Genomic DNA, 14,616 nt, shown 5'->3' on the forward strand with positions numbered 1-14,616 from the left:
GGGCGTCAGGCAATTCATTTGCTCTTGCTCCCAGCCACATAGCTCGCCAGCACGAGGGCGATGCCACCGACCATGGCCATGGCCTTTTCGGGGAGACCGGACTTGGCATCGGCGGTGAACAGCACGCAGATACCGGCTACAAACGCGGCGAGGAGAAAACAGAGCGCGAACCCGTGGACAATGAGCGCAAGCTGTCTCTTGTGGCTCTCGTCGGCTTCCTGCATGCGCAGCTTGTGAGCGGCTTCAGCTTCCTCCCGTTTCAGTCGGGATTGCCTCTCCTCAGGCAATTCGTTCGATTTGAGATAGAATTCACCGAGTTCGCTGAGCGCGCCAAGGTTCACCGTCTGCGGCTTCTTGGGAGCAGTCATGGATGTTCCTTAGAAGCCGACCAACTCAATGTCCAGCGACTCCGGCGACGAAGCGACACCGAAGTGCTTGCCAGTCTCCTTGGCGTCGAGCGCGGTTCGGAACATCCCAAGTGCCAAGCGGATTACATCTCCTTCGCTGTGGCCTGATCGGCTGGCGAGATCGGCGAGGAATCTACCCGCTTCCGGGGTCATGCCAAGATTCCGCTCGATGCGGGCCGTCGCCTGCCCACTGATCGCAATACCTGACGCTAGCGATGCTTCGTGTGGAAAGCCCATTTCGCGCCTCCTTGGTTTTTTGGGGTTGGTCACCCACCATCCCTATTCTATCGCTGGCCACTCCTCTGGCCCAGCCGATCCCGGACGCAGGGCCAGCGCATATCAAACACGCTGTAGTGAAAGAACTTGTGTAAGGTAGTCCGTATTGATCATGCAGGACATCATCTTTCCGCGAAGGCTATCCTTGTCGGGATGACGCTTCAGGAGCGTCACGGCGAACCGCCGCAGCCAACTCAAGTTGTTCCCCAAAGTCCGCTCGCGGGTGCGGTGCTCATCCTCGCGAAAGTTCACGTCCAGCACCCAATGCATCGACTCGATGCCCCAGTGGCCACGCACCGCTTCGCCAAACCGCTTGCCGCTCAAATAGCGGCTGCTGAGATAGTAACGCACCTCGTCCGACTCCGTCCCGTCGGCATACTGCGTAATCCGCGCGGCATAGCCGATTGCCTTGATCCACGGCCAGTCCTTGCCCGGTGCGAAATCTCGCGGCACCTTGGCCAAATCATAGGAGCGTTCGTCGATGCGACCGTGGCCGTCATCGCGGGTCTCGTGGCAGCGATACCGCAGGTCCTCCAGGTCGCGTTCCAGGTGGTCGAGGAAGAACGCCTGGATCGCGGCCGCGAGCTTTGGCTGGTTGTCTTTGACCGCGATGACGCAATCGCCGCCGCCGGTAACGATCTGCTCGACGATGTCTTTCTGGCAGCCCATTGCGTCGATCGTGATGAGGGTGTCGGCCAGGTCGATCTGCTCGAGGAGCTGCGGGATGGCTGTGATCTCGTTCGACTTGGCCTCGGTGGCCCCCTGCCCCAGCGCAATGCCCTCTTCGCCGGCCCAGGCGCTGACGATATGCAGGGCACCAAGGCCGTTGGCCTCGTCGTGCGACCCGCGGCAGGCTTTGCCGTCGATGGCGATGAGTCGGCGGGGGTTCTTGGGGTCGGCCGGGATCGCGTCACAGATCCAGGCTTGGAAGCAGCGTTGGAAGGCTTCGGGCTTCAGCGCCATGAGCAAGCGGCGGATGCAGTCTCGCGAGGGGATGCCATTGTGCAGGGCGAGATGCTCGGCCAGCCAGGAGGCGCGATTCTTGGCCCAGCGATGGATGGCGGTGGGCCCATCACAGCCGCAGATGACGCCGCAGACGGCGATATCGACCATCAAATGCTTGCGATTGCGCGTGTGTCGGGGGTCGGAGAGGGATTCGAAATCAGAGCCGATCGAGCCGACATCGACGATCTTCGCCATGAGAGGCATCCTTGGATCGGTCCGTGTCGGCCTCCGCACGCCGGAGCGCAGTAAGCCAATCACGAGGACCGAATCCAAGATATCGAGCCGAGGCCTGTCGCGCCAGACTACCCAGGTCGCACAGCTATGCGCGCTGGCCCTGATCCCGGACGGCGTTCCATCCCCTCAGAACAACTGCCGCTGCATCTCGCGCCCTCGCGCGCGGCCACCGTCTTCGTGTGCCCGATCGTCGGCATGCGGGAATGGCTTGCCTACGCGCTCATCGGAATCGCGGAACTGCCCCTGCGCCACGACCAGGTCTTGCTCGACATGGGCTTTCTCCAAGGTGTAGCCATCGGCCAGCCGCTCGAGGGCGTTGAGCAACCGCACACGGACCTGGGCGATCCTTGAGCATCATCGCGAGGCGGTGCTTTCAAGGTAAGTTTCCAACCGGCCCAGCGGTCGCATGACGATGCCAAACTCGAGCCCCAGGTATCTGCCGAGCGGGAAACGCTACACGTTGTTGACGGCGTCCGGGATTCGGCCCAGGCGTACCCCAACGGCATCCATGGAGGGTAGTGATTCGTTGTTCGCCTCGATGGTGGCCATGTTGGCGGTCAACCCTTCGATTCGCCGCTCGTGGCGTTTGATCGTGTCGGGCAGGTCGCGCTTGGCGACGTACTGCTCATCGAGATGGTTTTGCCGAGCGAGCGGAAATACACCTTCCCGCCGAAGTGGATTCGGTAGAGTTTCGAGGCTGGATCGAGCTGGACGGACGCCATGCGTCCCTCCTCTGCCCAATGCCCCTGCAGTGATAGATTTGTGATGGCTTTCCGGCTGGCGCATGCAAAAGGGGCCAGGGCTTTCGCCCTAACCCCTTATGCTGCTTCTAATACCCCCACGGGGACTCGAACCCCGGTCCCTAGGCTGAGAACCTAGTATCCTAGGCCACTAGACGATGGGGGCCTTTGCGGTAGGTCTATAATGCCGGGGATTCGGGGAGAAGTCAAGTCCTCGGAGTGCGGGACGATCATAGAATTCGATTTTCGAGCCAGAATGAAAGGGAGGACGCGACGATGCCCGAGGTCCTTGCGAACGGGTTTCACCTGTTTTATGAGGAGGCGGGGCAGGGGGATCCGCTGGTCTTCCTCAGTGGGCTGGGGGGCGATCACCGCTCGTTCAGTGTAACGATTAAGTATTTCGGAACCCGATTCCGGACGATCGCGGTGGATGCGCGCGACGCAGGCCGGAGTGATCGGGCGACCGCAGGGTATACCACGGCCGATCTGGCGGATGATGTCGCCGGATTCTTCGAGGCGATCGGCTTGCCCTCTGCTCACGTCGTCGGGCACTCGCTCGGCGGTGCGGTGGCGCAGGAACTGGCGATCCGACACCCGGAGAAGGTCCGGAACCTCGTGCTGGTGTCGACCCACGCGGGAGCGAATGCTTGGCGCAGAGCGGTGGTCGACTCGTGGGTCTTCCTGCGTCGGCGAAGTGAACCGGCGGAGTTCACCCGGGCGACTCTCCCCTGGCTCGTGGCCCCGAACTTTTACCGGAACGTCCCCCAGGTGGAAGGGCTCGTCCGATTTTCCGAGCGGAACGTCTGGCCCCAGGATGCGGAGGCGTTCGCTCGCCAGGCCCATGCCGCGGCCACCCACGAAGCCAAGGAGCAGGTGCGCGAGATCCGCAGCCCGACACTCGTCCTGGCCGGTGAACACGACCTGGTGAATCCCGTTCGGGTCGCTGAGGAACTGGCCGGTCTGATCCGAGGATCGCGACTCGTCGTCTTGCCCGATGTGGGGCATCTCCCTCATATTGAAGATGGCGCGGGGTTCCGGAAAGCGATCGGGGAGTTTCTCCCTTGATTCAGGATCGGATCACACCACCGCGCTCTCTTGCGTTCCCGGGCGGGCTGGACTACCCTCGGCCGGAAGAAACATCGGTCGATTGCCACGGATTCAGGGGTTCACTGACGATGGCCACGGAAGAGGAGATCAAGCGGGCTTACAAGGCGTTCAAGAAACGGCTCAAGCTCGCCAGGCTGGACGACGCGTCGGGCCTGGGGATCGGCAGCAAGGCGTCGAGGATCGGGGGGATCACACCCCCCGGTGGGCATCCTCCGGAAGTCTGGGATGCACTCGTCGCGCAGGGGAAGCTGAAGCGTGAAGGGAGTGGTATCTTCGCATTGGCCCAAGAACTTTGAGGCGAATGGACCTCGTCGCCTTTGCGTCGAATGACGCCGGCAGGATTCGGGACCGGCTGCGGATCGCGCTTGGCCTGGCCACGCTCGTCATGCTGGTCCTCTCCTGGCCGCTCTGGACCAACCGCGATGGCTTTCCGCGCGTCCCGTTCGTTGCCGGGTTCCCCGAACTGATGGGATTGGCTTCATTTCTCGCATTCGCCGCGCTCCTGGCCGCCCTGGCATTCACGACGGCCGGGATCGCCTGGAGGGGCTCACTGACGCTCGGGCTCGGGATTCTCCTGGTCTTGATCCTTGGGGATCAGCACCGGTTCCAGCCCTGGGCGTATCAGTTTTTGATGATAGGGCTGCTCCTCGTATGCCTTCCGCCTGCGCACGCGTTGACCTATGGGCGCTGGTGGTTTGCTGCGCTCTACGTTTACTCGGGTCTCTCGAAGCTCGACGTCTCGTTCTGCAACGAGTTGGGTAACCTGTTCCTGGTCACGGCTGTCCGGCCCCTCGGCCTGGAGCCGGCCGCTTGGCCTGCCCCAGCGCGAATGGCAGCGATCCTGGCGATGCCGCTCTGGGAGATTGGCGTAGCGGTCGCCTTGATCGTTCCCAAGACGCGGCGGCTCGGGCTGGCGGCCGCACTCGTGCTCCATACGGCCCTGCTCTGGATCCTCGGCCCTTGGGGGCTTCGTCACAGCACGATCGTCCTGGTCTGGAACGGGGCGATGATGGTCGAAGTCGCGATCCTGTTCGGGTCGACTCCTGCTGTCTCAGACGAAGGCGATGCGAGCAAACGCAGGCGATGGGTCGGCATCCCGGCTCGCGTCTTGTTCTGGGCTGCGGTCATCCTGCCGTTGGGGGAGCGCTGGGGATGGCTCGACGCCTGGCCCGGCCATGCGCTCTATGCCAGCCACGTCGAACGGACTGAGGTCTTCCTGCACGATGCACAATGGGAGGAGTTGACGCCCGAGCTCCAGAGCCATCTCCAAGCACCAGGGCCGGACTCGTGGAGGCGATTCGACCTGACCGCCTGGAGCCGCGCGGCGCGCGGGGTACCGGTCTATCCTCAAGGGCGCGCGTGCAACGGCTTGGCCGAAGCGATCGCGGCGCGTTATGGTGGTCGCCTGCTGATCAAGGTAGTCCAGTGGGGCCATGCCGATCGTTGGACAGGCCGGCGGAGCCGGGTCGAATGCCTGGGGCTGGAGGCCATCCGACGCCTGGGGAACGGATACCGGCTGAATTCTCATCCGGCAGGATAATTGCACGGAGGCCGGTGCGTCTCGGCCTCGAGCCGAACCGACCCATAAGCACCGTAGAGGAACGCGTTTCTATGCGGCTCCCGAGAGCTAGCGGAGTTTTACTCCATCCGACCTCGCTGCCTGGCCGATACGGAATCGGCGATCTTGGCCCGGAGGCACACGCGTTCGTCCGCTTCCTCGCCGAGAGCGGTCAGCGCTGGTGGCAGATCCTCCCCCTGGGTCCCACCGGCTTCGGCAACTCGCCCTACCAGTCGTACTCGTCACACGCCGGCAACCCGCTGCTCATCAATCCCGACCTGCTGGTCGAGGAGGGCTGGCTCGAAACAAACGATCTCGGCGAATATCCCGCCTTGCCCGAAGCCCACATCGACTTCGACGCCGTGGCGGATGCCAAAGATCAACTTCTCCGCCGCGCGTTCCGCCGGTTCTCGCCCAACCAGCCTGAGTTCACGTCGTTCCTTCAGGAGAATGCCGAGTGGCTCGGCGACTACGCCCTCTTCATGGCGCTGAAGGAGGCGAACGGAGGATCGGCCTGGTATGAATGGGAGCCCGACCTCGTCAGGCGCGAGCCAAGCACGATCGAGCGATGGCGCAGCCAACTGTCCCAGTCGATCCTCTACTACAAGTTCGTGCAGTTCGCCTTCGCGCGGCAATGGAAGGCGTTGCGGGCCTCGTGCGCAGAGCACCGGATCCAGTTGATTGGCGACCTCCCCATCTTCGTCGCCCAGGACAGCGCCGATGTCTGGGCGCGGCCTGACCTGTTCCAACTCGACGAGACGGGGCGACCGCTGTTCGTGGCCGGCGTCCCCCCCGATTATTTCAGCGAGACCGGCCAGCTCTGGGGCAACCCGCTCTATCGCTGGGAGGCCCATGCGAGCGAGCGGTTTGCCTGGTGGATCTCCCGCTTGAAGTCGGTGCTCGACCGGGTCGACCTCGTGCGCCTCGACCACTTTCGGGGCTTCGAAGCCTACTGGGAGGTGCCCGCGGATTCGGAGACGGCCGCGACCGGTCGGTGGGCGTTAGGGCCGGGCACCGCCTTCCTCGAGGCGCTCCGTGACGGGCTGCAAGGGCTCCCTTTGATCGCCGAAGACCTGGGAGAAATCACCGCCGAGGTCGAAGCCCTCCGCGACCGCTTCAACCTCCCCGGAATGCGCGTCCTCCAGTTTGCCTTCGGGGGCGATCCCGGCACCGAGCTCCACCTGCCGCACCGCTACGTCAACCATTGCGTCGCCTACACAGGGACCCACGACAACGAGACCTCGGTCGGCTGGTTCCACACGTCGCACATCGAGACGACCCAGACGCCCGAACAGATCGCGGCCGAGCGGGCCTTCGCGCTCCGCTACCTCGGCACCAACGGCTCGGAAATTCACTGGGACCTGATCCGAATCGCCCTGGCCTCGGTCGCCGACACAGTCATCATCCCGTTGCAGGATATCCTGGGGCTCGACAGCTCCGGGCGCATGAACACCCCTGGAATTGCCAAGGGGAACTGGGCCTGGCGGTTCCAGTCGGGTCAGCTCGACCCGAGGGTTCGCGCTCGCCTGGCCGACATGACGGCCGTCTACAGCCGCTGGAACGGCCCTCTCCCCCCGGAATTCGGCCCGCCCCACCGGCAGCTCGTCGAGGAGCCGATGCTCGGACGGTGATCGCACAACGCGGCATCGAGCCGCAAAAGGCAAGCCAGCCCGACTCTTGTAGGGTGATCGTGCACACCCTACAAGACACTCTCGTACCGGCTCTGAGATCAGGCCAGGCAACCCGGCTACATCGATCCGTGAATATATGACATAAGGTGTTGATTCTCGGACTGCACGTTGTCGTACAGGACCTTGATCACGTCGCCAACCGAAACGATCCCGACGAGCTTCGCACCGTCAAGGACCGGCACTTTGGCGATCCGACGCTCACTCATCTGTCCCATCACATCATTGACGTTGGCGTCGAGCTCGCAGGTCACGGGGTCTCGCGACATGAATTCCGCGACGTGCTTACCGCAAATCTTCTCGCCGTGGTTGTGGATGCCGCGTAGCAGGTCGCGTTCGGAGATGATCCCGATGAGGTGGTCTTGAGCGTCGACGACCGGCAATGAACCGATATTGTTCTGAACCATCCGCGCAATAGCTTCGGCCACGGTCGCCTCGGGTTCAATCGAGATGATCTGACCGCCCTTGGACTTCAGGACGTCACGGACGTGCATGTCGCGTCTCCCGAGTCAGATACGATCGCGCGGCGTCGCGATTCATCCACTCACGAAACCACGCTCACGAAACGAATTGAAAAAGAGAAAGGACTGACATCTTGATCCTGCCACTTCCGCGCCGTCGACGCAAAACTATTCCGGATGTTTTTGAGGATGAGTCTTTCCGCAAACGTCCCGCCCCGCTTCACTTCGCCGCTTGACCGGCCGCTCCCGGGAGCGATACGATGCGCGACCGTGCCCTGAATCTCCAGGGGGAAAGGGCCGAGGGAAGCTGCCGGAACGGTGGTCAAGGAGGCCCGCCCTTTTGTTCTTCTCACGTGAATCGCTCGCTGTGGTCGGGGTGCTCCTTCTGACCGTCGGCCTCCGCGCCATCAACCTCGACCAGCCGATCGTCGAAAACTACGTGGGGCGGCAGATTCCGACCGCCATGGTCGCGCGAAACCTGGCGCGAGGGTCGGGCTTCTTGCGGCCCCAGCTCGACACAGCGCCACTGCCGAATCTCTTCCTCGTCGAGCCTCCTCTGTACGCGCGGGCCGCGGCCAGCCTTCATCAGCAGACGGGGCTGCCCCTGGAGGCGTCCGGGCGACTGGTCTCGGCCCTGGCAATCGCGCTGGGCAGCTGGGGGCTTCATGGCCTGGCAAGGCGCCGGCTCGGAGGCCGCCCGGCCTTTCTGGCGTTACTCGCCTTCGTCGTCTTCCCGGTCACGGTGCGCTATGGGCGATCGTTTCAGCCGGATGCCCTGATGATCGGCCTCCTGGTTGCCGGAGTCCGCTGTTGGGACGAGTATGAATCAGGGGGACGGACAATTTGGCTGTTCTGCGGCGTCGTCCTGATCGCGACCGGGCTGGCGATCAAGATCGTGGCCGCCTCGATCTTGATCCCACTCGTCACCGTGATCCTCCGCCCGAGATGGGCATGGAAAGTCGCGCTCGCAGCCTCCTTGATGGGGCCGGCCTTGCTCTGGTACTGGCACGCGGCCTCCTTGATTTCGTCTGGAGCCGGCTCGCGTGCCTCGGCCGATAATGGGGCGATCTGGCTTCGGGTCCTCGTCCCCTCGGCCCTCTTCCGTGTCGGGACGGCGGTGCACGTCGCCCGCTTTCTTCTCCGGTCGTTCACCCCGATCGGCCTCGCCCTGGCAATCCTGGGCCTACTTCCCCCACGAGCCGGCGACCGGCTCTGGACGGTCTGGGGGGCGTCGACCCTGGCCATGCTCGCGGTGCTCGCCGGGAAGCTGCACCATGAGTACTACTGGCTGATGCTCGCGCCTGTCGTGGCCGTCGGGGTAGGTAAAGGTCTCGACCTTTTGATCGTTCGGCGGCGACGCCTCGGTTGGATCGCCGGTGCGGGACTGCTCGGGCTGGCGATGGTTCAGTCGTGGTCGACCTGGAAGACGCCCGTCGAGTGGTCCTCTCTGACCGAGGCCGCCCGCGTGGTTCAGGCGAATGTGCCAAGAGACGCCTGGGTGGCCGCCCCCGAAGCCTTGCTCTTCGCGAGCGAGCGGCGGGGGTGCCGGATGGAATTCACCGCTTCGGCCGCGAAACGGGCGGCCGGCGAGTGGGGGGAATCGCTCGATTCGGAAGGGCCGCTGGCCCTCGTGGAGTTCTATCGGGTCCAGGGCGCCCGCTTCGTCGCCGACGTTTCGACGGACGACCCGGACCGCTTGGCCTTGCACGAGGCGATCCGACGGCGATACAAAGTCGTAATAGACCGGCCGGGCATCTTGCTCGCGGTCTTAAACGATTCTCAGGAAGAGTTGGATGGCACCCGCTGAACCTCCCGTCACACCTCCCGACTTCGCGCGCTGGAAACAGCAAGGGCGCAAGATCAGTGTGCTGACGGCGTACGACTATACGACCGCACTTCTGCTCGACCAGGCGGAGGTCGATTGCCTGCTGGTAGGCGACACGCTGGGCATGGTAGTGCAGGGGCACTCCACGACCCTGCGGGTCACGCTCGACCAGATGATTTACCATGTCGAGATGGTCGCCCGCGCCGCGAAGCGCGCGCTGGTCGTGGCAGACATGCCCTTCCTGAGCTACCAGGCATCTCCCGAGCAGGCGATCCTCTCCGCCGGACGATTCCTCAAGGAGACCGAGTGCCGAGCCGTCAAACTCGAAGGGGGACGACGGTCCGCTGCGACGATCCGCGCGTTGGTCGAGGCCGATATCCCGATCATGGGCCACGTCGGGCTCACCCCGCAATCGATCCGCCGGCTCGGCGGTTTCAAAGTCCAGCGAAACGCCGACGAGATTCTCGCCGACGCCCATGCCGTGGCCGAAGCCGGGGCCTTCGCCCTGGTCCTTGAGTGTATCCCGAGCGACGTCGCCGCTCGGGTCACGGCGGAGATTTCGATCCCGACCATCGGGATCGGCGCAGGGGCCGGCTGCGACGGCCAGGTCCTCGTCACCCCCGACTTACTCGGCCTGTTCGAGGGATTTCGCCCCCGATTCGTTCGCCGCTACGCCGAACTCGGCGATGAGATCCGCAAGGCCGCGACCCAATACGTCGCCGACGTCGGATCGGGAGCCTTTCCGAACGCCCAGGAAAGCTTCCAATAACGCAACCGCGTGCCGGCAACCCCGGCACGTGGTATGCCTATAAAATTATTCTGATCGGTTGGATCGAACCGATCACAACACCGTGTCGACTATTCCGGAGCACCATCCCATGAGCACGCTCACGGTCGACGAATTGGTTCGCAAAAAATGCAGCCCCTGCGAGGGAGGCATTCCCCCGGTTCCCGCCGACGAAGCCAGGGCCCTGCTGACTCACATCGAAGGTTGGAAACTCGCTGACGACGGGACCCGGATCAAACGCAGTTGGACGGCCAAGAATTTCATGGCCGCCATCGACTTTTTCAACAAAGTTGCCGAACTGGCCGAACAGGACGGGCATCACCCCGACCTCCACCTCGAAGGCTATCGCAACGTCTCGATCGAACTCTGGACCCACGCAATCGGCGGCCTCTCCGAGAACGATTTCATCCTGGCCGCCAAGATCAACCAACTTCCGATCAAGATCAAGAAATGACCCGGCAGGGTCCATCGCTTGGTCCTTTGAATCGTCGCACGCACGGCCCGGCCGGTGGAGTGAATGCCAACGGTCGGGCCGGAAGAAGGCCCAGCCTCTTCGCTAGAGGCCGAAGAACGCACGCATCCGGCTGAAGACGCTGCGCCGTTGTGCCGGGGGCCGAGAAGCGTCGAGCGCATTGTCCTGCAGGCGGACTGTCGTTGCGGCCGTAGTGGGATGGACCGCCGCCACGGGCAGTTCGCGGATCCGATCGAGGTAGGCAAGCAAGACTTTCGCCCCCTTTCCGTCCTCGTCGCGCAGTCGCACGGACAATGTGGCGGCCTTCGGATCCGTGCGGAGGTCCGCCAGGTAGGCAAGCAGGGTCGTCTTGCCCGAGTTGGAATCGTTGAGCAAGTAGTGGACCCAGGCCCACGACTCGCGGTAGTCGCGCGGGGTCATCTGGCGCACGCTGGTCAAGGTCTCGAGCCGGGCCAGGTCGGGCTTCCAGCCGGCGGCCAGATCCTTGGGAAGCCGATCGAGATGTTCCTTGTTCAGGCCGCGTTGCGCTTCGGCCCCCTCGAAGTACTCAGCCAAGCCTTCGTCGAGCCAGAGGGGCAGGTCGCCGAACGCCACATTCAAAAGGGCATGAGTGGCTTCGTGACGTAAGTCTTCTTCGAGACGGTCGCCCATGAACGTGAAGACGACGCGTTGAGTCCCCTGGGCGAGGAAAAAGGCCCGGCGCGGGGGAAGCTCGGGATAATAGAACTTGAGAAAATGGCTGAAGCTCTGGCGATCATTGAGTATGTAGACTTCAACCGGCGGCTCGTCCGAGTTGATCCTCACCCCCAGATTGGCCTCAACGTCGTTCTCGAGCGAGTGAAGGCTCCGGATCGCGGGGGAATCGGCCGCGATCGGGAAGTTGGAGAACACGGCGTAAGGACCGGTCCGGGTTCGATACTGGGTGGGAACCAGTGACTGAGGCTGTTCGCCCATCGTCGCACAGCCGACGATGCCCAGGCTGACCCAAAGTGCAAGGATCAGATACATCCAGACGGGCTGTCTCTCCTGCATTGTGGTGGCCTCTGTGCTCGGGTGGGTCAGTCCATGGGGTGAATTCGTTAAGACAGGGCGCGGCCGCGCCGCTTGTTCCGCTCGATCTTGGTCTGACTGGCGATCGCAATGGCGCGCCAGAACCCCTTCCAGTCGTTATGAGGCGTCAGACCCCAGGGAAGGTAAGCGCGAAGGAACCGTAAGGCATCGGTACGGGTGCGATCCTTCACATCGGCCAGGCTCAAATACAAGCGGGCCAGGTTCTGGATCTGCCGGTGCTTCGGCAAGGGATGCAGCAGGCGCACTCCCACCAGGTCGATGACACTCAACTCGATCTCGGGAGCCGACGGATCGCCCAGAATCAGGAGGTTCGACGCCTTCAGGTCGCGATCGGAGAGCGACCGTTCATGCATCTTACGGAGCAAGCTCGCCAGCGCCAGCGTCAGGCGGCGGATCTGGATTCGACGCGCGGCCGTTTCGAGCGTCGGCAAAACCTTGTGAACGTAATCCCCCAGGGTGATCGACCCCTCTTCCTTGATCGTGACCAGATACGTCTCGTGTGGCAGATACCACGAGCCCGGGTCGCGCAGAAAAGGGCGCAACCGGGCAATGAACGCCAGGTTGCGCGGCGTCGGAATCGCTCGGCTCGCCAGGTGCTGGCCCGCCTGCCATGACTGCCAGGCCCGCGAGGGGCGGAACCAGGTCAAGTACGGATCGATCCACGCCCTTTTATTGAATCGCTTGTAAATGACGCGTGTGGGCCGCCCTTGAACCATCAGCGTCGTTTCCGCGACGGTGGTCGTCCGCGACTGCTTGATGATGACCGTTCCGCGATCGGAGAAGGGGGCGTCGGGGTCTTCGAGCAATGCCTTGACGATGTCCGGATCGAGGTCGCGCGACGCGATCGACCAGGAATGGTGCCCCCGATAGCTGGCGAAGTATTTATTGCTCCCCTGACAGCGCTTGCCCCAACGTCGCCAGAGCCGCTCGGCCCAGGCACGGGTCGCGTTCTCAATCGAGCGTGCGAAGGCGCCTACGTCGGGGGGAGAGATTTCCCGATCGCGCAAGTAGGTTTTGAAGAATCGATAGCGGTCGGATCGGCCGCAGCGCAGCCAGAAGTAGTGATTCAAGAGCGCCAGGTTGACCTGGGCCTCCGGCCATGACAGCGGATAACAGACCCGCAAGGCATCGAGGTCGATCATCGCGAGCCGAGGCTGGTCGTCATCGTCCTCCATCCGAACCAGGATGTTTCCCGGGTGGAAGTCCTGATGGACAAAGCCGGCGTCATGCAAGCGGGCCGTGAGCGTCCCCAACGCGGCGGCAAGGTTCTGACGGATCCGCGCCTGCCGATGAACGGGCTCGAGCGGTAGCCGACGCTCGACGAATTCGTCGAGCGGCAGCGTCTCGGGAATCGCATGCGTAATCAGGTAGTTTTCAAAGAGGACGAACCGCTTACGTTGTTCGCCCAGTGCGATCGGCGTAATCGTGGTCACGCCGATCGCCGCGAGATAGCGCGTTCGCCGCCCCTCGTTGCGTCCCTTGCCGCGTCGAACCCACTGGCGAAGCTTCGCCCTCAGGCCGGGGACCAGGAAGTGTTTGACGTAGACGGCCCCCTCGGGCAGCTCCGCGCGATAGACGACCCGATGCGGCCCCGTCTTGACGACTGTAAGCTGGCCGTTGCGCCGCCACTCCTCGAGGCGCAGACCACGAGGGCCAAGCAACGCCTGTTTCCAGTCAGCGCGGACCCACCACCCGACGTCGTCCGCCTGGGCCCAGTCCCACTCCGGCGGTTCGAACAGTCGCTCCGAGGGGGGCGTCTTCGGAATTTTCCGGAACAGCCAGCTCATCCAGTCGCCCTGTCATGGCCCATCGTTGCGTTGTAAGAGTGCATACCCTCAGCGCCCGATTCTTTCGGAATCGAAGGTTTGACGGAACGGCCCCGGCGGATGCCCGGACTCAGGAGCCCCTTGGGCCCGGATCCGCCCGCCCGCCGTGCTTGCCGGTCGTGGCAAGCGGATTGAATCCAGGTTGGCGATCGAGGCGACGAACGCCTCGGACCAAGCCGCGACCGAGTAGTTCAATTCGACCGAGGAGCGGGCAGCCGCTCCCATCCGCCGACACAGGTCCGGGTCGCTCGCCAACAGCTTCGCCGATTCCACCCACGCGTCGTCCGTTGCCGCGAGCAGACCACTGACCCCTGGCACCACCATCTCGGCCTGGACCCCGACCGGGTTGGCGACCACAGGGAGTCCGGCCGCCTGGTACTGAAGCGTCTTCAGGCCGCACTTCCCTCGGCTCCAGAGATCGTCGGGAATCCAGGACACGCCGACGTCGCCCGCCGCCAGCTCATCCGTTTCGGTCGCCCCGTTCCAGGGGACCTCAACCACCGGAATCGACGCAAACGACGGGAACCGATCGCAGATCAGACGGAGCCGGATTCCGAGGACCTCGCGACCGAGCCGTTCCCAGAGTGGTCGCTGCTGCTCGAGTCCCTGGAGCGTGCTCGACGAGCCGATCCAGACCAGATCGAGCCGAGGCGCGTCCCGTTCCTCGTCGGTGGAAATACGAGGCGTATATTGTTCGGTATCCACGCAGGTCGGAATCACCCGGACACGTTCGGGCCGCGCCCCGGCCCTCAAGGCACAGTCGGCCAGAAAGTCGTTACCGGCGATGACCGTGTCGGCGAGTCGCACCGTGCGGGCAAATCGACCCGCACGCTTCCGACAATGCGGACCGCGCGGATCATACGAGTCGCGGTAGAGGACCGCGTCGTCGAAGTCGAAGACGAGATGCCGTGCCCGCCTGCGAAGCTCGTGGATCTGCCAGCCCGGTAAGAGCTTCCGCTGGAGGATGACGGTGTCGAAATCCGCGGCCTGGGCAAATTGGAACCAGCGACGGAAGGCTCCCCGCGCTAAGGATCGGAGCGTAAGCGACCATCCCGCCTTGGCAAGCGCAGGTTCGAAGGCCCGAAGCCGATAGCGACAGCAGACGTGTTCTGGTGCATCGACCAGAGCGAGTGCCTTCATCCCCGTCCTCCCTGACGGT

At 63.6% G+C, this 14,616-nt stretch carries 16 protein-coding genes and 1 tRNA gene; 7 read left to right on the forward strand and 10 right to left on the reverse strand.

What is annotated here, in order from left to right; all coding sequences use genetic code 11:
• Positions 1–14: 14 nt before the first annotated feature.
• The 6 genes from SINAC_RS14250 to SINAC_RS14270 form a co-directional block, all read right to left on the reverse strand.
• Complete coding sequence (locus SINAC_RS14250) at positions 15–368, reverse strand: hypothetical protein (protein WP_015246340.1); 354 nt, start codon at positions 366–368, stop codon at positions 15–17.
• A 9-nt stretch (positions 369–377) separates the two neighbouring features.
• The gene (locus SINAC_RS14255) at positions 378–644 is read right to left on the reverse strand and encodes a hypothetical protein (RefSeq protein WP_015246341.1); all 267 of its coding nucleotides are present in this window, start codon (positions 642–644) and stop codon (positions 378–380) included.
• A gap of 102 nt (positions 645–746) precedes the next feature.
• A complete protein-coding gene (locus SINAC_RS14260) occupies positions 747–1,883 on the reverse strand; it encodes an ISAs1 family transposase (protein ID WP_015246342.1) in 1,137 nt (378 codons plus the stop codon).
• 165 nt (positions 1,884–2,048) lie between these two features.
• Positions 2,049–2,252, reverse strand: coding sequence for a hypothetical protein (locus SINAC_RS14265; protein ID WP_020466157.1), 204 nt, complete (start codon positions 2,250–2,252; stop codon positions 2,049–2,051).
• 123 nt (positions 2,253–2,375) lie between these two features.
• A complete protein-coding gene (locus SINAC_RS40585; protein WP_162531319.1) occupies positions 2,376–2,708 on the reverse strand; it encodes a hypothetical protein in 333 nt (110 codons plus the stop codon).
• A 47-nt stretch (positions 2,709–2,755) separates the two neighbouring features.
• Positions 2,756–2,828 (reverse strand) — tRNA-Glu (locus tag SINAC_RS14270).
• Between the two features lie 110 nt (positions 2,829–2,938).
• On the opposite strand from SINAC_RS14270, the gene SINAC_RS14275 reads away from it, so the two are divergent.
• The 4 genes from SINAC_RS14275 (at position 2,939) to malQ (ending at position 6,958) form a co-directional block, all read left to right on the forward strand.
• Positions 2,939–3,727 carry an alpha/beta fold hydrolase gene (locus tag SINAC_RS14275; protein WP_015246345.1) on the forward strand — a complete coding sequence of 263 codons (789 nt, stop codon included), beginning with the start codon at positions 2,939–2,941 and terminating at the stop codon, positions 3,725–3,727.
• 110 nt (positions 3,728–3,837) lie between these two features.
• A complete protein-coding gene (locus tag SINAC_RS14280) occupies positions 3,838–4,065 on the forward strand; it encodes a hypothetical protein (protein ID WP_015246346.1) in 228 nt (75 codons plus the stop codon).
• Positions 4,066–4,070: 5 nt separating this feature from the next.
• Positions 4,071–5,309, forward strand: coding sequence for a MauE/DoxX family redox-associated membrane protein (locus SINAC_RS14285; protein ID WP_015246347.1), 1,239 nt, complete (start codon positions 4,071–4,073; stop codon positions 5,307–5,309).
• Positions 5,240–6,958 (forward strand): 4-alpha-glucanotransferase, encoded by a 1,719-nt coding sequence (gene malQ / locus SINAC_RS14290; RefSeq protein WP_261339222.1) that lies wholly within the window; start codon positions 5,240–5,242, stop codon positions 6,956–6,958. Before SINAC_RS14285 ends, malQ begins: the two co-directional genes overlap by 70 nt.
• Positions 6,959–7,074: 116 nt before the next feature.
• On the opposite strand, the gene SINAC_RS14295 is transcribed toward malQ, so the two are convergent.
• On the reverse strand, positions 7,075–7,509 hold the full coding sequence (locus tag SINAC_RS14295; RefSeq protein WP_015246349.1) for a CBS domain-containing protein: 435 nt from the start codon (positions 7,507–7,509) through the stop codon (positions 7,075–7,077).
• Positions 7,510–7,816: 307 nt separating this feature from the next.
• Between SINAC_RS14295 and SINAC_RS14300 the strand changes: the two genes are divergently transcribed.
• The 3 genes from SINAC_RS14300 to SINAC_RS14310 all read left to right on the forward strand — a co-directional run bounded on the left by SINAC_RS14300 (position 7,817) and on the right by SINAC_RS14310 (position 10,542).
• Positions 7,817–9,283 (forward strand): ArnT family glycosyltransferase, encoded by a 1,467-nt coding sequence (locus SINAC_RS14300; RefSeq protein ID WP_015246350.1) that lies wholly within the window; start codon positions 7,817–7,819, stop codon positions 9,281–9,283.
• Positions 9,270–10,070, forward strand: a complete 801-nt coding sequence (gene panB / locus SINAC_RS14305; RefSeq protein ID WP_015246351.1) for a 3-methyl-2-oxobutanoate hydroxymethyltransferase — start codon at positions 9,270–9,272, stop codon at positions 10,068–10,070. The genes SINAC_RS14300 and panB overlap by 14 nt, the downstream gene beginning before the upstream one ends.
• 109 nt (positions 10,071–10,179) lie before the next feature.
• Positions 10,180–10,542: a 4a-hydroxytetrahydrobiopterin dehydratase gene (locus SINAC_RS14310; protein WP_015246352.1), complete on the forward strand. Its 363-nt coding sequence runs from the start codon at positions 10,180–10,182 to the stop codon at positions 10,540–10,542.
• 102 nt (positions 10,543–10,644) lie between these two features.
• On the opposite strand, the gene SINAC_RS14315 is transcribed toward SINAC_RS14310, so the two are convergent.
• The 3 genes from SINAC_RS14315 to SINAC_RS14325 are packed head-to-tail and all read right to left on the reverse strand — an operon-like array spanning position 10,645 to position 14,597.
• Positions 10,645–11,592 carry a DUF1570 domain-containing protein gene (locus SINAC_RS14315; RefSeq protein ID WP_015246353.1) on the reverse strand — a complete coding sequence of 316 codons (948 nt, stop codon included), beginning with the start codon at positions 11,590–11,592 and terminating at the stop codon, positions 10,645–10,647.
• 47 nt (positions 11,593–11,639) lie between these two features.
• On the reverse strand, positions 11,640–13,418 hold the full coding sequence (locus SINAC_RS14320; RefSeq protein WP_015246354.1) for a lipopolysaccharide kinase InaA family protein: 1,779 nt from the start codon (positions 13,416–13,418) through the stop codon (positions 11,640–11,642).
• Positions 13,419–13,466: 48 nt separating this feature from the next.
• On the reverse strand, positions 13,467–14,597 hold the full coding sequence (locus SINAC_RS14325; protein ID WP_015246355.1) for a glycosyltransferase family 4 protein: 1,131 nt from the start codon (positions 14,595–14,597) through the stop codon (positions 13,467–13,469).
• Positions 14,598–14,616 lie beyond the last annotated feature (19 nt).

Origin of the sequence: Singulisphaera acidiphila DSM 18658 (assembly GCF_000242455.2) — a bacterium.
Taxonomy (GTDB): Bacteria; Planctomycetota; Planctomycetia; order Isosphaerales; family Isosphaeraceae; genus Singulisphaera; species Singulisphaera acidiphila.

Bases quoted from the DNA above. Each gene is read 5' to 3' on its own strand.
- SINAC_RS14255 (WP_015246341.1), bottom strand. From the start codon at position 644: ATGGGCTTTCCACACGAAGCATCGCTAGCGTCAGGTATTGCGATCAGT.
- SINAC_RS14260 (WP_015246342.1), bottom strand. From the start codon at position 1,883: ATGGCGAAGATCGTCGATGTCGGCTCGATCGGCTCTGATTTCGAATCC.
- SINAC_RS14275 (WP_015246345.1), top strand. From the start codon at position 2,939: ATGCCCGAGGTCCTTGCGAACGGGTTTCACCTGTTTTATGAGGAGGCG.
- SINAC_RS14250 (WP_015246340.1), bottom strand. From the start codon at position 368: ATGACTGCTCCCAAGAAGCCGCAGACGGTGAACCTTGGCGCGCTCAGC.
- SINAC_RS14320 (WP_015246354.1), bottom strand. From the start codon at position 13,418: ATGAGCTGGCTGTTCCGGAAAATTCCGAAGACGCCCCCCTCGGAGCGA.
- SINAC_RS14280 (WP_015246346.1), top strand. From the start codon at position 3,838: ATGGCCACGGAAGAGGAGATCAAGCGGGCTTACAAGGCGTTCAAGAAA.
- panB (WP_015246351.1), top strand. From the start codon at position 9,270: ATGGCACCCGCTGAACCTCCCGTCACACCTCCCGACTTCGCGCGCTGG.
- SINAC_RS14325 (WP_015246355.1), bottom strand. From the start codon at position 14,597: ATGAAGGCACTCGCTCTGGTCGATGCACCAGAACACGTCTGCTGTCGC.
- malQ (WP_261339222.1), top strand. From the start codon at position 5,240: ATGCCTGGGGCTGGAGGCCATCCGACGCCTGGGGAACGGATACCGGCT.
- SINAC_RS14310 (WP_015246352.1), top strand. From the start codon at position 10,180: ATGAGCACGCTCACGGTCGACGAATTGGTTCGCAAAAAATGCAGCCCC.
- SINAC_RS14285 (WP_015246347.1), top strand. From the start codon at position 4,071: ATGGACCTCGTCGCCTTTGCGTCGAATGACGCCGGCAGGATTCGGGAC.
- SINAC_RS40585 (WP_162531319.1), bottom strand. From the start codon at position 2,708: ATGCGCCAGCCGGAAAGCCATCACAAATCTATCACTGCAGGGGCATTG.
- SINAC_RS14315 (WP_015246353.1), bottom strand. From the start codon at position 11,592: ATGCAGGAGAGACAGCCCGTCTGGATGTATCTGATCCTTGCACTTTGG.
- SINAC_RS14295 (WP_015246349.1), bottom strand. From the start codon at position 7,509: ATGCACGTCCGTGACGTCCTGAAGTCCAAGGGCGGTCAGATCATCTCG.